Here is a 19,889-nt window from a genome sequence, read left to right on the forward strand (position 1 = left end):
CCATTGCAGCAGGTCGGGCAGGGAATGACAAGGCCGGCCGCTGGGGCCGGCCTTGTCGGCGTGATCACGGCTTTGCTTGAGTGCTGATCAGGCGCGTGGGTGGCGGGCCCGGTAGCGCTCGGCCATGGCGTTGGCCGCGATCATGGCGTGGTAGACATCCTGCTCGCTGACGCTCATCGGCATGTTGCCCATGGTGTCGAGGGGATCGCAGGCAAGTTTGGCCACCTGGCGCCACTCGCTCTCCACGAAACGGCTCAGCCCCATCTCCTGCAGGGTCATGGGCAGGCCGGCCAGCTGGATGATGCGCATCACCTCGTCCAGCTCGACCTGGGGCGCGCGCTCGAGTACCAGCTGGGTGAGCAGGCCAAACACCACCTTCTCGCCGTGCTGGGCCCGGTGCAGATCCGCCACCACCGACATGCCGTTGTTGACCGCATGAGCCGCCGCCAGGCCGCCCGCTTCGGCGCCCACGCCGCTCAGATAGATGGTGGCTTCGATGGTCTGCTCCAGCGCCGGGGTAGTGACATGGTGGCGCACCGCGTCCATCGCCAGCTCGATGTTCTCCCCCAGCAGCTCGTAGCAGAGCCGGGCCAGCCCGAGACCGGTGCGGGAGGGGCGCTTGCCCACGAGATTGATACCGTCCGCCCGGTAACAGGCACGGGCCTCGAAGTAGGTGGCGAGCGCATCGCCCACACCGGCGGCGAAGAAGCGGGCAGGGGCCGCCGCTATGATGGCGGTGTCGGCGATCACCACATCCGGGTTCTGGGGCAGGAACAGATAGCGCTCGAACTCGCCCGCCGGGTTGTAGATCACCGCGAGGGCGGTGCAGGGGGCATCGGTGGAGGCGATGGTGGGAAACAGCACCACGGGGCGGCGCAGGTAGAAGGCGACCGCCTTGGCGACATCCAGAGTCTTGCCGCCGCCGATGCCGACGATGACATTGGCCCCCTGTTGTTCGGCCAGATCACACAGACGGCGGATCTCGATGTCGGTGCATTCGTAGTTGAACTTCTCGACCGCTCCCTTCAGGCCTGCCTGCAGCAAGCCGGCGAGCGCCTCCTCTCGCACTCGCTCCAGAATGAATTCGTCGCTGACGAGCAGGGCATTGTCGCCGAAATCTTTTACGTGATCATGGAGTTGGGGCAGCAGATCGTGGCCGATGATGAACTTTTTGGGGGAGGTGACGGTACGAGGCAGGATAGGCATGCAGTATTCCTCAAGGCAGTGAGCGGCATCCGATTGGTATGCAAACGGGTCTTTCTGCCACACCATACGCCTCGTCTGGCGTGAGGTGAAGGAAAAATGGCGCTCAAATGGGGCTGAAGTTGGATCGGAATTAATCCATCTGACCGATTTGATTGTTTTGGAAGGGCAAAATGCAGGGAAAAACTGCACGCCCTCCATAGGGAGGGCGCGGCAGTTCAGTGGAGGTGTGGTGCGAGCCTCAGAGCTGCTTGTAGAAGAAGAGGGTGGCCGCCAGGGTGCCATCGGCACTGCGGGCAAAGGCGGGGATCTGGCCCGCCTCCTGATAGCCCAGCTGGCGATAGAGGCGGGAGGCGGCATCACCCACCCGGGTGTCGAGCACCAGCAGGCTACGGCCGGCCTCTCTGGCCCCTTGCTCCATGCTGGCCATCAGGGCACGGCCGACCCCCTTGCCACGGTGGAGACTGTGCACCATCAGTTTTTCCACCTCGGCGCGGTGACGGCCATTGGCCTTGGTGCACAGCGAGAGCTGGAGGGCACCGACCAGCTGGTGTTGCTCAAAAGCGACCCAGAGCCGGCGGCTGCCCGCGGCCAGCTCCGTCTCTATGCCCTGCCAATAGACGAGCCCCTGCTCTTCGGTCAGCGGCGGCAGGAAGCCCACCGAGGCCCCACTGGCCACGCTGTCTTGCAGCAAAGTGATGAGGGCAGGCTTGATGCCCTGGGTGGTATCAACCTCAACTATGTCCATCAGAAGTCCTTGTCAACGAAGTTCACGCCGCCGGCCCGGTCTGCCGCGGCGCCTGCCGCCAACGGGACCGGCGGCAGGATGACTGGCTAGACTCGCCGTTTCCGCCGCCACTTTCAAGTCGTTGCCATTCGTCGGGTGCGCCCGATCACGCCACCCGGGCAGTTTCCCCTAGCGCATAAGCTTCTGTTCGACCAGCCAGGCAAACAGCAGCCGGGAAACCGGGGAGATCTCGGCCAGATGGCGGCTGTCGAGCCAGCGCAGCTCGGCGATCTCCGCCGAGGCGACGGGCTTGCCGTCAGCCTCGCCGGTGTAGCAGCGCAGCCTGACGTTGACCCCCTCTGGCTTGCCGTCGGCCTGGGCGCTGAACTCGCAGGCAAACGCCAGGGTGTCGGGCTTGAGGGCCACGGCCAGCTCCTCCTCGATTTCGCGCATCAGCGCCGCCTCGTCGCTCTCTCCCGCTTCGCGCTTGCCGCCGGGAATGTAGTAGATGTGTTTGCCGTGGGAGCGGGCACAGAGCAGTTGCTGATCCTTGAAGGTCAGCCAGGCGAGTTTGTCGATCATGAACGTCTCTCTGGTGATTGGTGATGGGGTGGTGGCTTGTTCGCACAGGGTGCGGTAGGAGCGGGTTTCCAGCCGTTCTGGATCCAGCCCGAGCTGGGCGGCTAGGGCCAGCAGTTGCTGGCGATAGCCCGGCAGCAGGGCCTCGTCATCGGTCATGATGGCCAGCTCGGCAAAATCGCCGAGTTCTGCCAGGTGATCCAGGGTGACATGGAAGGGGCCGACGAAATAGATGCTGCGCACTTTGCGAAGGGTCAGTATCGGCTGGTAACCCAGGGTGTGCAGCATGCTGATGGCCTTGCCGGCGTCGGTGATGTTGACCGCCTCACAGCGATCGGGTTCGGGCCCCTTCACGATCCAGAGCCGGATGCCGGAGGGCTGCATGGCGCGGATCAGCAGGCTCTTGCCCGCCGCGCTCAGGCTGCGGTCCGGGGTGTCGAAGTAGGTGTCCTGCTCCTGGTTGCGCTCCAGCATCACCTCGGGATTGAGGGCGGCGAGGGCCGTGGTGAAGGCCGCGACATCGCTGAGCCTGTATTTGAACTCGACCTCGAAGCGGCCCTGAAAGTGCTGCGCTGACATCGACAGGCATCCTTGAGTGTTGCGGATTGGCATGGCGGGCAGCCTAGCAAAGTTGGTGGGCTGGCCCAAGGGGCAAGGCGGCAGGATGTGGAAACGATCTGTTTCCGGGGCGCAGGGTTGATCAATGCGCCGCATATTGCCGTGATCAAGGGTGGGCGCCGCACATGGTCGAGCCAGTTCGGGCATGGCGGTTGCTCACAAGCTCGCCGAGCGGCCGGCAAAAGTTCGCGCTGGCGCACAGGATGGGGCGTGCAGGCTGGGCGATGGCAGACCCTTGTGTTTTAATCCTCGCCACGTTTGCGGCAGCCGCCCCGTGCCGGGCCGCTGCCTTCGCTTTGGCAAGATGCAGGTGAGCAAGATGCAAGTGACAGCAGAGAGCAAGTTTATCGGACTCGGGGTGGCGGGCAATTTCGCCGGTCATCTGGAGCAGGCCGGCGAGGCCTCGGATTTCGTGGCGGTGGTGGTGCGCGACACCAGCGCCCCCAAGGCGCTGTTCCCCTTCTACGTGCCGGGCCACCCCGGCCAGCTCGGCGTCTTCCCCTTGAGCGGCGATGCCATCTTCTTGCCGGAAGCGGCGGTGAGCGGCGATGAGAAAGTGCAGATAGAGCCGGAAGTGGCGCTCTGGTGCGAGCTGGAGTACGCGGGGGAGCAGGTGGTGGCCATCCATCCGCGCGCCTTTGGCGCCTACAACGACTGCTCCATCCGCCGTCCCAACGCCAAAAAGATCAGCGAGAAGAAGAACTGGGGTGAAGAGAGCAAGGGGCTGGCCCCCGCGTTGCTGCCCCTGTCCCATTTCGCCGCCGGCTGCGAGCTCGATGACTACCGCATCGCCTGCTATCTGGAGCGGGACGGTGAGCTGCACCCCTACGGGGTCGACAGCGCGGCGGTGGATTACAGCTACTTCCACGGCCAGCTGCTGACGTGGGCCATCGACAAGTTCAACCATCAGCAGGACGAGGGGCCGGCAGAGCACATCCAGGGGCTGCTGGCCCAGGCCGGGCGCCCGGCCCATGCCCTCATCAGCATCGGGGCCACCCGCTATACCCCGTTTGGCGAAACCCACTTTCTCAAGCCCGGCGACACCGCTTGCGTGCTGCTCTATCCGGCCAGCCGTTATAGCGAAAGTGATATCCGTGAGGCCATTCGCACCCGTCAGTTTGGGCCGGATCTGTCGGTGCTGCTGCAAGCGGTCAAGACCCGCTGATGCGCGTTTGCCGATTTGCAGGGATGGTGCCCCCGAGGTTTGCGACCCTCGTCCAGGGTGACGACGTGTCGCCATGGTTCAAGGAGAAGGAAGGATGACGCTCATAAGGCGCTGTACTCTGCAGGATATGGCCGGCCTGCTGGTACTCTATCGGGAGTTGCGCCCCCATGACACCGCGCTTGCACCGGATGCTGCCCGCACGGCACTGACGGCCCTGCTGACCCAGCCGCACCTTCACCTGCTGGTGGCGGAGGTGGATGGCCAGCTGGCGGCCACCTGCCAGCTTGGCGTGGTCGCGACCCTGACCAACAGTGGCCGGCCGTTTGGCATCATAGAGCACGTGGTGACGGCCTCTGCGTTTCGGCGCCGGGGCATCAGCCGGCAGTTGCTGAGCCATGCGCTTGAGCTTGCCTGGCAGCAGGATTGCTACAAGGTGATGCTGCTGTCGGGGGAGGGGCGCGATGAAGCCCACCGTCTCTATGAAAAGCTGGGCTTCAAGGCCGGCATCGAGAAGGGGTTTGTCCTCAAGCAGGTCGACGCCATGGCGTCGGCTCGGCAGACCCCGAACAATCAAGCGATTGAGTGAGCACGATATGAGACTGGAGCAGGTATCGCGCGGGGATTATCAGGTCCTGATCGCGCTGTGGGAGGCGTCGGTGCGCGCCACTCACCACTTTTTGCCGGAGAAGGAGATAGCCACCCTGCGCGAGCTCATCCTGGCACACTACTTTGACGCCGTGGCCCTCACCTGCGCCCGCAGCGAGCAGGGGATCGCCGGCTTTTGCGGGGTACAGGAGGGCAACATCGAGATGCTCTTCATCGACCCTGCGCTGCGTGGGGGCGGGGTGGGTCGCCTGCTGGTGGCCGATGCCATCGCCCGGCTGGGGGCGACCCGGGTGGACGTCAACGAGCAAAATGAGCAGGCGCTCGGTTTTTATCGCCACCTGGGCTTCGCGGTGGTGGGCCGCTCGGCGCTGGACGGGCAGGGCAGGCCATATCCGTTGCTGCACATGTCCATTGCGACAGAGGGCACTGACAGGCCAGTGACGCCATCATGAAAAAAACCGCCCTCAGGCGGTTTTTTGTTATGACGGGTTCAGGACTGTGTCTTACTCCTCGTTGGAGTTGTCCTGATAGTCGCCGCGCTGGGCCTTCGGCAGGCGGCGCATGGGGGCAAAGCCGATATCCTCGCCCACCACTTCCCGCTTGCGCGCCGGGGCGGGTTTCTTGGCACCATCCCCCTTGCCTTTGCCGGCGGCGGGCTTGCCCTTGCCACCCTTGGCATTGGCGGCGCCACGGGCGCGCGGCGGGTTTTGCACCGGCTTGCTGCCGGGCAGGGTCTGCCGGCTCGGTTTGCCGCTTGGCTCATAGCCGTCCAGGATCTCGACGGAGAGGGATTGGCCGATCAGCGCCTCGATGGCCTTGAGCTGACCCAGCTCGTCCTGGCTCACCAGCGAGATGGCCTCGCCGCCACGACCGGCGCGGCCGGTGCGGCCGATGCGGTGGATGTAATCCTCCGCCATCTGGGGCAGCTCGAAGTTGATCACGTGGGGCAGCTGATCGATGTCCAGACCTCGGGCGGCGATGTCGGTCGCCACCAGCACTCGCACCTTGCCCTCGCGAAAATCCGCCAGCGCCCGGTTGCGGGCACCCTGGCTCTTGTCGCCGTGAATGGCGACGGTATCCAGGCCATCCTTTTGCATCTGCTGGGCGAGCCTGTCGGCAATCTGCTTGGTGCGTACGAACACCAGCACCCGCTGCCAGTTGCCGCGACCGATCATGTGGGAGAGCAGCTCGCGACGCCGTTCCCGGTCGACCTGGATGATGCGCTGGGTCACCTGTTCGGCGGCGGTGTTGCTGGGGTCGACCTCGATCAGGGCCGGGTCGCTCAGCAGGTCATCCGCCAGCGCCTTGATGTCGTCCGAGAAGGTGGCGGAGAAGAGCAGGGTCTGCCGCTCGGTGGGCAGGGCCTTCATGATGCGGCGGATGTCGTGGATGAAGCCCATGTCGAGCATGCGATCCGCCTCATCCAGCACCAGCACTTCCAGCTCGGTCAGGGTCAGGGCGCCCTGGGTCAGCAGGTCCAGCAAGCGGCCCGGGGTGGCCACCAGGATGTCGATGCCGAGCTTGATGGCGTCCAGATTGGGTTTGATGCTGACACCGCCGTAGGCGATCAGGGTGCGAAACGGCAGGTGGTGGGCATATTTGATGATGCTCTCGCCCACCTGGGCGGCCAGCTCGCGGGTCGGGGTGAGCACCAGGGCGCGCACCTGACGACGGCCACGGCCATGGTTGGCCAGCAGCCGCTGCAGCATGGGCAGGGTGAAGCCGGCCGTCTTGCCTGTGCCTGTCTGGGCGCCGCCGAGCACGTCCTGCCCGGCCAGAATGGCGGGAATGGCTTGCTGCTGGATGGGGGTTGGCTGTTCGTAACCCAGCTCCTTGACGGCCCGCAGGATGTGCGGGGACAGACCCAGTTCGTTGAATGACATGTTCGAGAGAGACTCCTCTGGTGAGCCTTGGGCTCAGCGGGTGACCGGCGCACGGGGCCGGCCACGGGATGAAAGTGATAACGGGGGCGTAATATAGCAAAAGCGCGGCCGCTGCGCAGTAGCTGTCGCACCGGCCGCTCAATTAGGCAGGTTCAGGCAATCAGAGCAGATCGCGGATGGGGGCGACCAGGTTTTCCGGTTTGGTGGTGGGGGCAAAGCGATCCACCACCTGGCCGTCCCGGTCGATCAGGAACTTGGTGAAGTTCCACTTGACGTTCTCCAGCCCCAGCAGACCCGGCTTCTCCTTCTTGAGCCACTGATAGAAGGGGTGGGCCTGTTCGCCGTTGACCTCGCACTTGGCCATGATGGGGAAGCTGACCGGATAGTCGAGGGAGCAGAAACGGGCGATCTCCTCGGCATCGCCCGGCTCCTGGTGGCCGAACTGATCGCAGGGGAAGCCCAGGATGACCAGCCCCTCGGGCCCCAGCTCCCGATAGAGTGCCTCCAGCCCCGTGTATTGAGGGGTAAAGCCGCAGCGGCTGGCCACGTTGACCACCAGAATGACCTGGCCCGCGAGGGAAGCGAGCGGCAGTTCGCTGCCGTCGAGGCGTTGCAGGGTGAGTTCGGGCAAAGACATAAAAGACTCCTTTGAGTGGGCCCATTCAGGGCACATTGCACCACGTTAACGGGGGCGGCGGCGGGGAGCAAGCCGGAGTGCTCCCTTGGTGGGAGCAGATTGAGTGCGCCGGATCACAGAGTGGCAATCGCGCCGAGATAATGGGGGTCTTGGCGGCCCGGATGGCGTATTGATGGTGGGACTTCTCAAGAGAAGCAAACCGGTTTGTGTCTTGGCCGGGAAGTCGCTAAAAAGCGCCCTCTTTCCACTTGTTGCGAGTCAATCTTGGACTATCAAGCCGTCATGGACGCCATATACACCCGGGGATGGGTGATAGTGGATGATTTTTTAACCGCCGCCGAGGTGGATGCCCTCAGGGCCTGTCTGCCGGACGAGTGGCGACCGGCGGGGATCGGCCGCGATACCCTGCATCAGGACAACCGCGACATTCGCCGGGATCAGATCCACTGGCTCGACGCCTCCCTCGGCGCGCCGGTGACCGACTACCTGGCCCGGATGGAGGCGCTGCGCCTGGCCGCCAACCGGATGCTGATGCTGGGGTTGTTCGACTACGAGGCCCACTTTGCCCGCTACCGCAGCGGTGACTTCTATGCCACCCATCGCGACGCCTTCGCCGGGCGCTCCAACCGCCGCCTCACCTCGGTGTTTTACTTGAACAACGACTGGCAGCCAGAGGCGGGCGGGGTGCTGCGCATGTACGGTGACGACGAGCAGTTTCTGATGGACGTCTCCCCCCGGGGCGGGCGACTGGTGCTGTTTCTATCCGAAGAGTTCCCCCACGAGGTGCTGCCCGCCAACCAGGAGCGCTACAGCATCGCCGGCTGGTTTCGGGTCAACGGCAGCGGCAATGGTCGGCTCGATCCGCCGCGCTGAGCTCTTTTCATCCAATTTCTGACACAGGCGGGAATTTTTATGGCTCTTGTCGGCGGATGGGGCGCCCATCGGCTGACAAGGCTCGATCTCCCTTGCTACACTGGCCCGCACTTATCTTCGTATCTGGCTTCGTCCGGTTTTAATGCGGTTGGGTTTTAAATGGTGATGGCGAAGCCGCTTTTCCCAAGGGATCACATCTAATGAAGAACATCCATGTCTTGCTGCTGTGTGGCGGCGGTGGCTCCGAACACGAAGTCTCGCTGCGCAGTGCCAATTTCCTCGAAAAACAGCTATCTCTCCTGCCCGGCGTGGAAGTGACCCGGGTCGAGATGTTTGCCGACCGCTGGCTCAGCGCCGACGGCCGCGAGTGCAAGCTGGGGCTGGACAAGCTGCTCTCTTTCGACAGCGTGGCCCGTCCGGTGGATTACGTGGTGCCCTGCATCCACGGCTACCCGGGTGAGACCGGCGATCTGCAATCCTTCCTCGAGCTGGCCGGCCTGCCTTATCTGGGCTGCGACGCCGAGGCGAGCAAGGTGTGCTTCAACAAGATCACCACCAAGCTGTGGCTCACCGCCCTCGGCATCCCCAACACCCCTTATCTGTTCCTGACCGAGCAGGGCGAGGCGAGCCTGACCGAGGCGAAAGCGGCGCTGGCCAAGTGGGGCAAGGTCTTCATCAAGGCAGCCTCCCAGGGCTCTTCCGTCGGCTGCTACTCCGCCAGCAACGAAGCGGATCTGGTGAAGGGCATTGCCGATGCCTTCGGTTACTCCGAGCAGGTACTGATCGAAAAAGCGGTCAAGCCCCGCGAGCTGGAAGTGGCGGTCTACCAGTACGGTGACGAGCTGGTGGCTACCTACCCGGGCGAGATCTGCGTGCCGCAGGACAAGTTCTACACCTATGAAGAGAAGTACAGCAGCGCCAGCCACACCGAGACCGCGCTGCGTGCCGAGGGGCTGACCCAGGCCCAGGCCGATGCCATCCACGAGTACGCCCTCAAGGCGTTCCGTCAGCTCAAACTGACTCACCTGTCGCGCATCGACTTCTTCCTGACCGAAGAGGGGGAGATCCTGCTGAACGAGATCAACACCTTCCCGGGCATGACCTCCATCTCCATGTTCCCGAAACTGCTGGAGCATCACGGCCACAGCTTCGCGCACTATCTGGAGCAGATCCTGCGCAAGGCGGTCTGATGGCTTGCCGAACGCGACAGAGGGGCCCGCGGGCCCCTCTGTCGTTGTTGCGGTGGGATATCACATGGGGTCGGGGGTGAACAGCCAGATGTGCGCCCCTTGCGGATCCGCAATCAGGGCCATGCGCCCGACCCCCGGGATGTTCATGGCGGGCACCACCACGTTGCCGCCGTGCTGGTTGACCCTGAGCACCCTGGCATCTACGTCATCCACCGCGATATAGGTTGCCCAGTGGGGTGGTATGCCGGCCATCTCGGGATTGCCCCGGGTAGCCTGCACGCCGGCGATCGGCCTGCCATTGGCAACCAGCATGGGGTAGTCGCCGCCTTCCATCGCCATGGTCTGGCTCTCCCAGCCGAGCACCTCGGTGTAGAAACGGATCCCGGCCTCGGCATCGGGGAGATAGAGCTCGTGCCAGGTGAAGGTAGTGCCTTCGGCCAGGGCGTGCTCGCGGGCAATGTCTTGTTCTGCCATCGTCGTCCTCCTGTGTCCCATGCGTGGGTGCATGGATTGACGACCAAGTATCAAAGAGGCGCAGCATCCCGGCTTGCCCCAGATGGGGGGCCTTGCTGCGCAGAGGGCGCGCCGTTACAATCTGCCCCCTTTTGTCCCGCCACAGGCACCGTCAGAGCCGCGTTCCATGAAGCCAATCCCCGATCACGCCGTCAATCGCCTGCGCATCTGGCGCAAGAGCGTCTCGACCCGACCCTTTCTCGCCCGTGGCGGCAGCGTGCCGCGCTGCGAAGCCTGCCAGCTGCGCCACGACTGGTGTGCCTGCGAGTGGCGCCCCGAGCTCAAGGCCGAGGCCGGCTTCTGCCTGCTGATGTACGACAGCGAACCGATGAAGCCCTCCAATACCGGGCGCCTCATCGCCGATGTGCTGCCGCAGACCACCTGGGCGTTTCTCTGGTCGCGCACCCAGCCCCATCCCGAGCTGCTGGCCCTGCTGGCGGATCCCGCCTGGCAACCCTATGTGGTGTTTCCCGCCTGCGAGAAGGAGCCGGCCCGGCTCACTTCTGTGGTGACCCCGGTTCCCGGCAAGAAGCCGCTCTTCATCCTGCTGGACGGCACCTGGCCCGAGGCGCGCAAGATGTTCAACAAGAGCCCCTATCTGGACGGTTTTCCGGTGCTCTCCATCAAGCCGGATGCGCTCTCCACCTATGGCATGCGAGTGGCCCACTGCGACGAGCACCTCTGCACCGCCGAGGTGGCAGCCTGCGTGCTGGAAGTGGCCGGCGAGCTGGCGGCGGGGCAGGCGCTGCAGCTGTGGTTCAATCTCTTCAGCAGCCGCTACATGGTGGGCCGGGTCAGCCGGGCTCCCGGCGAGGATGAGGCCCATCTGCAGCAGGCGCTGGCCGACCTCAAGGCCGATGGAGTGACCTGCTGCGCGCCCGACGCGGCCTGATCAAGGCGGGCGAGGGGACCGCACGCGTGCCAGCCACTTCATGGGGCGGTTGACTGATGAAAATCAGGAATCAATTGCCTGCCACCGTTTCGTTGGCGTCATGAGCCAAGCCCCATTAGGATAGCGACCTGCGGTGTTTATCAGGCTCATGGCGAGCCTGCGCTGTGCGGGCCCTTGCGGGCCCCGGTCAATTTCGCGAGGCGATGGATGGAACTGGAACTCTTTACCCTGCTTGCCCTGTTTGGCGTGGCCCTGGTGGCCGGCTTCATCGATGCCATTGCCGGCGGCGGGGGCCTGCTGACGGTGCCCGCCCTGCTCGCCACCGGCATGCCGCCGGCCCTGGTGCTTGGCACCAACAAGCTGCAGAGCAGTTTCGGCTCCTTCTCCGCCACCTGGTTTTATGCCCGCAAGGGGCTGCTGGAGTGGGCCATCATCTGGCCGGCGGTCATCTGCACCTTCATCGGCGCGGCCATCGGCACCCTGGCGGTGCAGACCATAGATGCCGCCATCCTGGAGCGGCTGCTGCCCTTCCTGCTGATGGCGTTTGCCTGCTACTTCTACTTCTCCCCCCGGGTGAGCGATGCGGAGAGCCAGCGCCGCCTCACTCCCATGGCATTCGCCCTGCTGGTGGGCGGTGGCGTGGGTTTCTATGACGGCTTCTTCGGGCCGGGCACAGGCTCGTTCTTTGCCATCGGCTTCGTGGCTTTGGCGGGCTTTGGCATGGCGCGGGCCACCGCTCACACCAAGCTGCTCAACTTCACCTCCAACATCGCCTCCCTGCTATTCTTCACCCTGGGGGGCAAGGTGGTGTGGAGCGTCGGCCTGTGCATGGCGCTGGGGCAGTTCATCGGGGCCCGCATGGGCTCCAAGCTGGTGCTCAAGAAGGGGGTCAAGCTCATCAAGCCGCTGCTGGTGACCGTCTCCCTCTTGATGTCCGTCAAGCTGGTGTGGAGCCAGTATCCCGAGCTCTTTGCCTGGCTGGGCTGACGCCTTGCACAAGGGATCATAGAGAGGGCCCGATCCGCTGGATCGGGCCCTCTTGTTTTTCAGCCCTGCGCCGTCAGCTGCCGGAAATGGGCCTGCAGGGCCTGCACCAGGCGGGCAATGCGCTCGCGCTTGAGGCTGTTTGGCCGGTAGACCAGGTGGAGCGGGCGCCCCAGCCCCGGCAGGGGACGGGCCTGCGCCCCTTGCTCGCCCACCAGGGCCAGCAGGCCGGCCGGCAGCAGCACGGGGCCTATCCCCGCCTTGGCCAGCTCGATCAGCGCCAGGTAGGAGTCGAGCTCCATGGCCGGGGTCAGGCCAAGGGCCGCCAGCGGCTCACGCAGATAGCGGTTGGAGGGGTTGTCCAGATCCATGGTGAGGATGGGTTGCAGCCGCTCGGCACTCTCTTCTTGGTGCTCGGACGCCGCGTTCCCCACCAGATAGAAGGGCTCCTCCAGCAGCCGCTCGGTGCACAGGCCGTGGCCGGGGGGCAGGCGCCCGGCGCAGATGCCGAGCAGGGCGTCGCCGCCGCGCACCCGGGCCAGGATCACCGGCGTGTGGTGGGTGGAGAGGGCGATATGGGGATCCTGCTCGAGGTAGTCGTGCATGAAGCGGGCGAGGTAGCCCGCCAGCAGGGTCTCGGAGCAGGCGACGGGCAGGGGGGTCTGGTCGGTGAGGATCTGGCTGTCCGTCAGCACCCCCTTCATCTCGGCCAGGCTCGGGGCCACCCGGGTGAGCAGCTCCCTGGCCTGGGGGGTGAGGCGGGTGTGGCGTCCATCCGGCTCGATGAGCTTCTTGCCAAGGCGCTGTTCCAGCTGGGCGATGCGCTTGCTGACCGCCGACTGGCTGATATAGAGGCGGCTGGCCACCTTGGCCATGGTGCCCTCGCTCGCCAGCAGGCAGAGTGTCTCCAGCCCTTCCAGTAACATGCTCTCTCCCGTCCTCGTCTGTTGAAAGCGGTTACCTTAGGGGCTGGTGGCATCAGGGGCAAGTACCGTTTGTAGCCCGTGCCAGCGGCCAGCGCCACGCCTTGACGGGCGGGGCGAAGATCACCAGGTTGCCGATGAGGCTCACCACCACGCCGACCACCGACACCGGCTGCCAGACGAACCCCTCGTAGAAGGTGGACAGGGTCAGCGCCACCAGAGGGAACAGCACGGTGGCGTAGGCCGCCTTGCTGGGGCCGATGCGCCCCACCAGGGTGAGGTAGGCGGTGAAGGCGATGACGGAGCCGAAGATGGCCAGATAGACCATGGCCGCCAGGTAGCGCGGATCGGTGGGCAGCGTCAGCGACTGACCGAGCAGGGTGACCCAGCCCAGCAGCAGCCCCACGCCGTAGACCATGCCCCAGGGCACCATCTGCAGCACGTGATAGCCCTGGCGCTGGCCGCGGGCCGAGACCAGGTTGCCGAGCGAGAAGCAGAGGGTGCCACCGCAGGCAAACAGCAGCCCCTTCCAGCCGTTTGCACCCAGTTGCGCATCCGCCAGCACGGGCCAGAACAGCAACAGGGTGCCGACAAGCCCCAGCAAGGATCCTTGCAACCAGCGCAGGCCGGGTCTTTTACCCTCGAACAGCCAGAGGTTGAGGCCGTTGAAGATGCTGGCGCTGGCGAAGATCACCGCCGACATGCCGCTCGGGATATAGAGGGTGGCGTGGTAGAAGCAGAGAAAGTTGGTGGAAAAAAGCAGGGCGCCGAGCAGGGCGGCATAACGCTGGCCCGCCCAGGGCAGGCGCGGGAACTTGCCGCTCACCGTGAGCAGGGCAAACAGCGCCAGCGCCGCCAGGGCGAAACGATAGAGCACCGAAACCTCGATGGGGATGGGGCCGAGCTGCCAGGCGATGGCGATCCAGGTGCTGCCCCAGATAAGGACGGTGGCAAGATAGAGCATCAGGTTCATGGGGTATCCGGTGAGATGAGTACGACATGGGATCAGCATGCAGCGGGCGGTGGCGGCGGGCTTACACCATCTTGCGGTTTTTTACGGGCAGCCGCAGCCTTTGCCGCCGCGCCGCGTTAAGATGGCGCACAGGGGCCATCAGGCAAGCAACAAGAGGAACAGAGCGGGTGCTGCAGACTAAGCCGGCGGGAGTATTCGATGCACTGGTCAGCACGGGCGCGCGACTGGAGAACGCCTGCTGGCTGGAACCTGGCCTTGGCGTCGCCAGCTGGCGCAACTGTTACGATCAGACCCGCTATCACAAGCCGGGCCACCATACCCTGAGCGTCTACCTGCAGGGGGGCGAGCAGACCGAGCGGCTGGACGGCCCGGGCGGTCACGGCGGTACCGGCAAGGTGTGCATCATGCCGGATCACCACAGGTCCGAGTGGCTGGTGCGCGAGGAGTTTCGCTTCTTCCACCTCTACTTCACCCCGGCCCACCTGACTCGCATCGCCGAAGAGGTGTGCGACAAGGAGGGGCGCCACCTGCTGCTGGAGGACAAGACCTTCATCGACGATCCGCTGGCCGCCAGCCTGGTGCAGGGCCAGCTGATGCAGCTGGACTGGCAGCACCAGGTGGACAGGATGGCGCTCTCTCACGGCGCCTGGATGCTGATGCTGCACGCCTATCGCCACCACACCCGGGAGGCGCCGCCGCTGCCCGAGGTGCGCGGCGGGCTGGCACCGGCGGTGATCCGGCGGGTGCAGGAGTACCTGCTGGCCCATCTGGCGGAGCCTGTCACCCTGGCCGAGCTGGCGCAGGAGGCGGGTCTGAGCGAATACCACTTCGCCCGCATGTTCGGCCAGAGCCTGGGCTGCCCGCCCCACCGCTACCTGCTGGGGCTGCGGCTCAAGCGGGCCAAGCAGCTGCTGGCCGGCGCCGACTCCCTGGCCAGCATCGCCATCCAGTGCGGTTTCTCGTCCCAGGCCCACCTTGGCAACCGCTTTCGCGAGGCGTTTGGTCTCACCCCGGGTCAGTGGCGCAGCCAGCTGTCATCCTCCTGTCACAGATAAGCGGCAGATTGGTTGGCAACGAGGGGGAGCCTCGTTCCTTCAACCCGCACAGGAGATGCCCTTGAATCATCGCAAACGTCAGACTCGCACCCGCCACCTCTGGTTCAGCCACTGGAACGCCCCCCAGGGCCGACTTGCCGGCGCCCCCGTCCCCGAACCGCTCGTTCCTCACAGTTCCCGCTGAAAATCGCCACGACCCGATAGGATTTTCCCGACAACTTTGCCACTATTGCGCCATCAGGATGGACTGGATATGGCCGCATGTTTCTGGAACGCATTGAAGTCAAAGGTTTTCGCGGAATAAATCGCCTCTCGCTCGGGCTGGACCACACCACAGTGCTCATCGGCGAGAACGCCTGGGGCAAGTCCAGCCTGTTGCGCGCCCTCTGGTGTCTGCTAGGCCAGGATGCCGAGCCCTACCAGTTCAGCAGCGATGACTTCCATCAGCCCGAAGATCCCGAGCTCGAGCCGGCCCGCCACCTGCAACTGGTGCTCACCTTCAGCGAGCACAGGCCCCAGATGTGCCTGCATTCCCAGCGACTGGCCCGCCTCGGCGCCGCCTGGATCAAGCACAAGGACAAGTTTCACCGCATTCACTACCGCGCCAGCGCCGAGCTGCAGAGCGACGGCTCCGTCACCACCACCCACGACTTTCTCGATGGCATCGGCAAGAGCCTGGCCATCGACAATGCCCACGAGCTGGTCTGTCTGCTCATCACCATGAACCCGGTGTTCCGGCTGCGAGATGCCCGTACCGCCCGCAACGGGGTGGAGACCCTGCAGTGGGGGGATCTCTCCGAGCTGCGGCTGAGCGAGCTGGCCGACAAGCTGATCGATGAGCCCCAGCGCATCGGCGAGCCCGAGCTCAAGGAGGCGCTGCAGGCGGTACGCCAGCTGATGGATCACTACTTCAACGCGCTGGCCCCCATCAAGAACAAGCCGCGCAGCCAGCGGGAGATCGTCAACCGCCCCATGACCCTGCGCAATCCCGGCAATCTGCAGGCGCTGCTGCGCAATGCCGACAACCGGGCGCTGCAACTGGCGATGGCGGGCATGGCGGCCACCCTGCTGCAGGCGCGGGGCAACCGGGAGCTGGAGCAGGGGGCGCGCCCCATCATGATCCTGGAAGATCCGGAGAGCCGCCTGCACCCCACCATGCTGGCGCTGGCCTGGGGCCTGCTGGAACAGCTGCCGGGGCAGAAGCTGCTCACCACCAATTCGGGGGATCTGCTCTCCTCGCTGCCCCTCAACCAGATCCGCCGGCTGGTGCGCCGCCAGCAGGACATCCTCTGTCATCAATTGGGGGGCGAGCGCTACAGCAGCGACGATCTGCGCAAGATTGCCTTCCACGTGCGCATCAACCGCCCCATGTCGATGTTTGCCCGCTGCTGGCTGCTGGTGGAGGGGGAGACCGAGATCTGGCTGCTCTCCGAGCTCGCCCAGATCTGCGGCTACAGCCTGCGGGCGGAGGGGGTGCGGATCATCGAGTTCGCCCAGTGTGGTCAGTCACCCCTTATCAAGGTGGCGCGCGACTTTGGCATCGAGTGGCATCTGCTCACCGACGGCGACGAGGCGGGGGTCAAATACGCCACCTCGGCGCGCTCCCTGCTCAAGGGGGAGCGGGAGCGGGACAGGCTGACCCAGTTGCCGGCGGCGGACATAGAGCACTACCTCTACCACAACGGCTTCGAGGCGGTATTCCGGCGTGAAGCTGGCGTCGGGGGGCGCTCGACCCTCAACGCCGGGCGCATTATCAACAAGGCGATTCATCATCGCAGCAAGCCTGGCATGGCGCTGGCGGTGGTGGAGGAGGCGGAGCGGCTCGGCGGCGAGCACATCCCGCCGGTGCTGCGCCAGATGTTCGCCCGGGTGGTGGCGCTGGCCCGCGGCCAGAGCTGAGCCCTTCGTCGTAGGCTGATGCGCGGCAGGGATTGGGGATGACGGCGGCTTTGGGTATACTCGGCCCCTTCATCCGGCGCCATCGGCGCGTTCTGAATTCTTGCTGCTGGAGGCGTCATGTTCGTCCAACTCTCTTTTTGGCTCTTTCCCCTGACCGGCCTGATGGCGCTGGGGGCCCTCATCGCCCTGGGCCTGGTGCTCTGGCGCGGTGATCTCTGCCCGGGCCAGCGCTCGCGGATCACCACCCAGATCTTCTCGGTCTGGGTGATCACCGGCCTCTCCCTGATGCTGGCGGTGGAGGCCAAGGCGGCCGACTGGCTGATCTGGAGTGGCGGCGCAGCCCTGATCCTGGGAGTGGTGCTGTCGCTGGCCCAGTCCAGGCTGGAGGGCAAGCGCGCCATCCCGGCCACTCTGTTCTGGCTGCCGGCGGTGCCGCTGCTGGTCTATGGCATCGGTTTGCTGCAGATCCAGGGCTGGCTTGGCGGCCTGCTGCAGATGGTGCTGCTGGGGGCGGCCTTCGCCCATCTGATGCTGCTGCGGGCCCGTCACCGTCTGCAGGCGTTCAACACCCTGTTGCCGCTGGCCGGGCTGGTGGCCGCCATCCTGAGCCTGCTCTGGCTGGCGGTGCTGGTGGGCTGGCAGGGGAGCGGCGCCGGCCTCGACGCCCTGATCCCCGGCGTACTGACCCAGGCGGCCCTGCTGATCGCCGCCCTGCTGCTCTGGTTCAGCCCGCTCTATCGCCAGCAGGAGACGGCGCCGGTGGTGGTCTCCACCGCCCTGTGCGGCCTCATCATCGCCCAGATCGCGGCGACCAGCGTGCTGCACCAGCTGGCCTGACCGACCGGCATCATGAAAAAGCCCACCCCGGGCAACCGGGGTGGGCTTTTTGCTGGCTGTTTGCGGCCCTGGTGTGCGGCCTCTAGTAGAAGTCGTCGGCGCCGCAGATGAAGAGGCAGCTGCTGCGCGGCTGGGCCAGGTACTCCCGGGTCAACCCTTCGAGCGGCATGCCGAAGGTGCTGATGTCCTCGGGCGAGGGCAGGGCGGTATCCAGGATCCGGCGCCAGTAGCCACCGACCCCCTTGGGGGGGCTTGGCAGGTTGAAGGTGAGCGGCTCCCAGTAGGCGTTGAACAGCACGTAGAGGGCCAGCCGGGTTTCGCTCGACAGGGCTGACATGGCGATGGCGTGGGAGTGGGGGCCGAAGTCCGGCTGGGCGGCGTTGACCCCGTGCCAGCAGATCTCGCTGTGGCGCAGGATCTCGGTCAGCGACAGCGGCATGCTCTCCTGCTCCGGGCGCTGGAACAGGTGCTTGCGATATTGGATCAGCTCCTTCATGAAGCGGAACATCTCCTGCCCCCTGGCATCGGGCTGCCAGTGCATCCAGCAGGTGTCGTTGTCCTGGCAGTAACCGTTGTTGTTGCCGTGCTGGCTGCGCAGCACCTCGTCCCCCATCAGCAGCATGGGGGATCCCACCGATAGCAGGGTGGCCACCATCATGTTCTTGGCCTGACGAGTGCGCAGGGCGTTGATCTGGGGATCCTCGCTCGGCCCCTCCTGGCCGTGGTTCCAGCTGAAGTTGTGATCGCAGCCATCCCGGTTCTGCTCGCCGTTGGCCTCGTTGTGTTTGCCGTTGTAGCTGGTCCAGTCCCACAGGGTGAAGCCGTCGTGGCAGGTGACGAAGTTGATGCTCTTCTCCGGATCGGCGTGGTGATAGTGGTAGATGTCCGGGCTGCCGCACAGCCGCTCCACGAACGCCATCACTGCGTTGTCATCCCCGCGCAGGAAGCGGCGCACGTCGTCCCTGAACTGGCCGTTCCACTCGCGCCAGCGGGCGCCGGCCAGGCTGCCCACCTGATAGAGGCCCCCCGCATCCCAGGCCTCGGCGATGAGCTTGATGTCGGCGATGCGGGGATCCGTATCGATGGTGCGCAGGGTCGGCGCATTGGCCTGGGGCTGGCCCGATTCGTCCCGCGACAGGATGGCCGCCAGGTCGAAACGAAAACCGTCCACGTGCATCTCCTGTCGCCAGAAGTGGAGGCTGTCCATGATCATGCGCAGCACCACCGGGTGGGCACCGTTGAAGGTGTTGCCGCAGCCCGAGTAGTTGGTGTCCTTCTGATTGGCATCGAGAATGTAGTAAGCCTCGTTGTCGATGCCGCGAAACGAGAAGGTGGGGCCATCGTCGCCCCCCTCGGCGGTGTGGTTGTAGACCACGTCCAGGATCACCTCGATGTTGGCGCGGTGCAGCGCTTTGACCATGTCGCGAAACTCGGTGAGGGGATCCTCGCCGCTGGCGTACTGGGCGTGGGGGGCGAAGAACGACATGGGGCTGTAGCCCCAGTAGTTGGAGAGCCCCCTGGGGGCATCCTGGGGATCGAACTGGAACACCGGCAGCAGCTCGACTGCGGTGACGCCGAGGGATTGCAGGTAGGGGATCTTCTCGATAAGGCCGAGGTAGGTGCCACGCAGGGCGGGGTCGACCCCCGAGTCCGGTGACTTGGTAAAGCCCCCCAGGTGCAGCTCGTAGATCACCGAGCGGGAGAGGGAGTGGGCAGGCAGCTTGTCCCCCTCCCAGTCGTAGTTTCGGGTATCCACTACCCGGTTCTTGGCGCAGCAGGCCAGGTTGCTGCCGGGGCGGGCCGCCGCCCAGCGATCGTAGTTGGCGCCCAGCTCGATGCTGCGACCATAAGGGTCCAGCAGCACCTTGTCGGCATCGAAGCGGGTGCCGTAGTAGGGGCGCCAGGGGCCCTGGATGCGATAGGCGTAGCGCTGACCCAGCCCGATCCCCTCTATATGGATGTGCCAGTAGTAGGCGGTGCGGTTGAGGCGGGGGGAGAGGGGGATCACTTCCGGCGTGGCATCGTCGGCGCTGGCAAACAGCAGCAGTTCGACCCGGCTGGCAAGACGGGCCCAGATGGCGAAGTTGACGCCGTCGTGCTCGGGTGTGGCCCCCAATTGACGGCAATGACCGGCGGAGATGCGCATGATAAACCTACCCAAAACGAGGAGTTACAAACCATCTGAGTGTAGTGCGCCAGCTTGGCCCACAAGCTGCCTGCCTGAAAAAACCGCGCTCTGTTGCAAATTCCTGCGATTTATGCCGGTTTAATCTACGAATGAAGTTTTTTTAGGATATTTACTTGCAATCTGAGCGCCGGCGCCTATTATTGG

The 19,889-nt window shown here is 65.0% G+C and carries 19 protein-coding genes and 1 pseudogene; 10 read left to right on the plus strand and 10 right to left on the minus strand.

The window, feature by feature from the left end:
* Positions 1-87: 87 nt before the first annotated feature.
* The 4 genes and pseudogenes from PG897_RS03440 to PG897_RS03455 all read right to left on the minus strand — a co-directional run.
* Positions 88-1,206: a glycerol dehydrogenase gene (locus tag PG897_RS03440; RefSeq protein WP_201880872.1), complete on the minus strand. Its 1,119-nt coding sequence runs from the start codon at positions 1,204-1,206 to the stop codon at positions 88-90.
* 238 nt (positions 1,207-1,444) lie between these two features.
* Positions 1,445-1,951, minus strand: coding sequence for a GNAT family N-acetyltransferase (locus PG897_RS03445; RefSeq protein ID WP_005300445.1), 507 nt, complete (start codon positions 1,949-1,951; stop codon positions 1,445-1,447).
* 168 nt (positions 1,952-2,119) lie between these two features.
* Positions 2,120-2,512: an NUDIX hydrolase gene (locus PG897_RS03450; RefSeq protein ID WP_024943370.1), complete on the minus strand. Its 393-nt coding sequence runs from the start codon at positions 2,510-2,512 to the stop codon at positions 2,120-2,122.
* Positions 2,513-2,521: 9 nt separating this feature from the next.
* Positions 2,522-3,088, minus strand: a pseudogene (locus PG897_RS03455) (class IV adenylate cyclase); the annotation flags it as partial.
* Positions 3,089-3,446: 358 nt separating this feature from the next.
* Between PG897_RS03455 and PG897_RS03460 the strand changes: the two are divergent.
* From PG897_RS03460 to PG897_RS03470, 3 genes are all read left to right on the plus strand, one after another.
* Entirely contained in the window at positions 3,447-4,292 is an 846-nt protein-coding gene (locus tag PG897_RS03460) for a DUF5718 family protein (protein WP_019838804.1), read from the plus strand.
* A gap of 94 nt (positions 4,293-4,386) precedes the next feature.
* Positions 4,387-4,878: a GNAT family N-acetyltransferase gene (locus PG897_RS03465; RefSeq protein ID WP_201880874.1), complete on the plus strand. Its 492-nt coding sequence runs from the start codon at positions 4,387-4,389 to the stop codon at positions 4,876-4,878.
* Positions 4,879-4,885: 7 nt separating this feature from the next.
* On the plus strand, positions 4,886-5,350 hold the full coding sequence (locus PG897_RS03470) for an acetyltransferase (RefSeq protein WP_024943372.1): 465 nt from the start codon (positions 4,886-4,888) through the stop codon (positions 5,348-5,350).
* A 51-nt stretch (positions 5,351-5,401) separates the two neighbouring features.
* Here PG897_RS03470 and PG897_RS03475 read toward each other — a convergent pair whose 3' ends face one another.
* The gene (locus tag PG897_RS03475) at positions 5,402-6,781 is read right to left on the minus strand and encodes a DEAD/DEAH box helicase (RefSeq protein ID WP_024943373.1); all 1,380 of its coding nucleotides are present in this window, start codon (positions 6,779-6,781) and stop codon (positions 5,402-5,404) included.
* 160 nt (positions 6,782-6,941) lie between these two features.
* Positions 6,942-7,418 carry a glutathione peroxidase gene (locus tag PG897_RS03480; protein WP_010634097.1) on the minus strand — a complete coding sequence of 159 codons (477 nt, stop codon included), beginning with the start codon at positions 7,416-7,418 and terminating at the stop codon, positions 6,942-6,944.
* 264 nt (positions 7,419-7,682) lie between these two features.
* On the opposite strand from PG897_RS03480, the gene PG897_RS03485 reads away from it, so the two are divergent.
* A complete protein-coding gene (locus PG897_RS03485; RefSeq protein ID WP_024943374.1) occupies positions 7,683-8,291 on the plus strand; it encodes a 2OG-Fe(II) oxygenase in 609 nt (202 codons plus the stop codon).
* A gap of 200 nt (positions 8,292-8,491) precedes the next feature.
* Complete coding sequence (locus PG897_RS03490; RefSeq protein WP_005300471.1) at positions 8,492-9,481, plus strand: D-alanine--D-alanine ligase; 990 nt, start codon at positions 8,492-8,494, stop codon at positions 9,479-9,481.
* A gap of 60 nt (positions 9,482-9,541) precedes the next feature.
* Here PG897_RS03490 and PG897_RS03495 read toward each other — a convergent pair whose 3' ends face one another.
* Positions 9,542-9,955, minus strand: coding sequence for a VOC family protein (locus PG897_RS03495; RefSeq protein ID WP_024943375.1), 414 nt, complete (start codon positions 9,953-9,955; stop codon positions 9,542-9,544).
* 166 nt (positions 9,956-10,121) lie between these two features.
* On the opposite strand from PG897_RS03495, the gene PG897_RS03500 reads away from it, so the two are divergent.
* Both PG897_RS03500 and PG897_RS03505 read left to right on the plus strand, forming a co-directional pair.
* Complete coding sequence (locus tag PG897_RS03500; RefSeq protein ID WP_270828736.1) at positions 10,122-10,886, plus strand: tRNA-uridine aminocarboxypropyltransferase; 765 nt, start codon at positions 10,122-10,124, stop codon at positions 10,884-10,886.
* A 207-nt stretch (positions 10,887-11,093) separates the two neighbouring features.
* The gene (locus PG897_RS03505; RefSeq protein ID WP_010634092.1) at positions 11,094-11,873 is read left to right on the plus strand and encodes a TSUP family transporter; all 780 of its coding nucleotides are present in this window, start codon (positions 11,094-11,096) and stop codon (positions 11,871-11,873) included.
* A 59-nt stretch (positions 11,874-11,932) separates the two neighbouring features.
* On the opposite strand, the gene PG897_RS03510 is transcribed toward PG897_RS03505, so the two are convergent.
* Both PG897_RS03510 and PG897_RS03515 read right to left on the minus strand, forming a co-directional pair.
* Positions 11,933-12,796: a LysR family transcriptional regulator gene (locus PG897_RS03510; protein WP_024943376.1), complete on the minus strand. Its 864-nt coding sequence runs from the start codon at positions 12,794-12,796 to the stop codon at positions 11,933-11,935.
* Between the two features lie 52 nt (positions 12,797-12,848).
* Positions 12,849-13,766 carry a DMT family transporter gene (locus tag PG897_RS03515; RefSeq protein WP_024943377.1) on the minus strand — a complete coding sequence of 306 codons (918 nt, stop codon included), beginning with the start codon at positions 13,764-13,766 and terminating at the stop codon, positions 12,849-12,851.
* A gap of 167 nt (positions 13,767-13,933) precedes the next feature.
* Here PG897_RS03515 and PG897_RS03520 point away from each other — a divergent pair, with 167 nt between their 5' ends.
* From PG897_RS03520 to PG897_RS03530, 3 genes are all read left to right on the plus strand, one after another.
* Positions 13,934-14,821, plus strand: a complete 888-nt coding sequence (locus tag PG897_RS03520) for a helix-turn-helix domain-containing protein (RefSeq protein ID WP_017780172.1) — start codon at positions 13,934-13,936, stop codon at positions 14,819-14,821.
* Between the two features lie 261 nt (positions 14,822-15,082).
* Positions 15,083-16,720 carry an ATP-dependent endonuclease gene (locus PG897_RS03525; protein ID WP_017780171.1) on the plus strand — a complete coding sequence of 546 codons (1,638 nt, stop codon included), beginning with the start codon at positions 15,083-15,085 and terminating at the stop codon, positions 16,718-16,720.
* 117 nt (positions 16,721-16,837) lie between these two features.
* Positions 16,838-17,557 (plus strand): hypothetical protein, encoded by a 720-nt coding sequence (locus PG897_RS03530; RefSeq protein ID WP_024943378.1) that lies wholly within the window; start codon positions 16,838-16,840, stop codon positions 17,555-17,557.
* 82 nt (positions 17,558-17,639) lie between these two features.
* On the opposite strand, the gene glgX is transcribed toward PG897_RS03530, so the two are convergent.
* On the minus strand, positions 17,640-19,703 hold the full coding sequence (glgX, locus tag PG897_RS03535; RefSeq protein ID WP_024943379.1) for a glycogen debranching protein GlgX: 2,064 nt from the start codon (positions 19,701-19,703) through the stop codon (positions 17,640-17,642).
* Positions 19,704-19,889 lie beyond the last annotated feature (186 nt).

It is taken from the genome of Aeromonas sp. QDB20, assembly GCF_027707805.1.
GTDB classification, from domain to species: domain Bacteria; phylum Pseudomonadota; class Gammaproteobacteria; order Enterobacterales; family Aeromonadaceae; genus Aeromonas; species Aeromonas dhakensis.

Coding starts and splice junctions, on each gene's coding strand:
- PG897_RS03530 (WP_024943378.1), top strand. CDS start 16,838: ATGTTCGTCCAACTCTCTTTTTGGCTCTTTCCCCTGACCGGCCTGATG.
- PG897_RS03450 (WP_024943370.1), bottom strand. CDS start 2,512: ATGATCGACAAACTCGCCTGGCTGACCTTCAAGGATCAGCAACTGCTC.
- PG897_RS03445 (WP_005300445.1), bottom strand. CDS start 1,951: ATGGACATAGTTGAGGTTGATACCACCCAGGGCATCAAGCCTGCCCTC.
- glgX (WP_024943379.1), bottom strand. CDS start 19,703: ATGCGCATCTCCGCCGGTCATTGCCGTCAATTGGGGGCCACACCCGAG.
- PG897_RS03470 (WP_024943372.1), top strand. CDS start 4,886: ATGAGACTGGAGCAGGTATCGCGCGGGGATTATCAGGTCCTGATCGCG.
- PG897_RS03475 (WP_024943373.1), bottom strand. CDS start 6,781: ATGTCATTCAACGAACTGGGTCTGTCCCCGCACATCCTGCGGGCCGTC.
- PG897_RS03460 (WP_019838804.1), top strand. CDS start 3,447: ATGCAAGTGACAGCAGAGAGCAAGTTTATCGGACTCGGGGTGGCGGGC.
- PG897_RS03490 (WP_005300471.1), top strand. CDS start 8,492: ATGAAGAACATCCATGTCTTGCTGCTGTGTGGCGGCGGTGGCTCCGAA.
- PG897_RS03480 (WP_010634097.1), bottom strand. CDS start 7,418: ATGTCTTTGCCCGAACTCACCCTGCAACGCCTCGACGGCAGCGAACTG.
- PG897_RS03495 (WP_024943375.1), bottom strand. CDS start 9,955: ATGGCAGAACAAGACATTGCCCGCGAGCACGCCCTGGCCGAAGGCACT.
- PG897_RS03510 (WP_024943376.1), bottom strand. CDS start 12,796: ATGTTACTGGAAGGGCTGGAGACACTCTGCCTGCTGGCGAGCGAGGGC.
- PG897_RS03465 (WP_201880874.1), top strand. CDS start 4,387: ATGACGCTCATAAGGCGCTGTACTCTGCAGGATATGGCCGGCCTGCTG.
- PG897_RS03440 (WP_201880872.1), bottom strand. CDS start 1,206: ATGCCTATCCTGCCTCGTACCGTCACCTCCCCCAAAAAGTTCATCATC.
- PG897_RS03515 (WP_024943377.1), bottom strand. CDS start 13,766: ATGAACCTGATGCTCTATCTTGCCACCGTCCTTATCTGGGGCAGCACC.
- PG897_RS03505 (WP_010634092.1), top strand. CDS start 11,094: ATGGAACTGGAACTCTTTACCCTGCTTGCCCTGTTTGGCGTGGCCCTG.
- PG897_RS03500 (WP_270828736.1), top strand. CDS start 10,122: ATGAAGCCAATCCCCGATCACGCCGTCAATCGCCTGCGCATCTGGCGC.
- PG897_RS03525 (WP_017780171.1), top strand. CDS start 15,083: ATGTTTCTGGAACGCATTGAAGTCAAAGGTTTTCGCGGAATAAATCGC.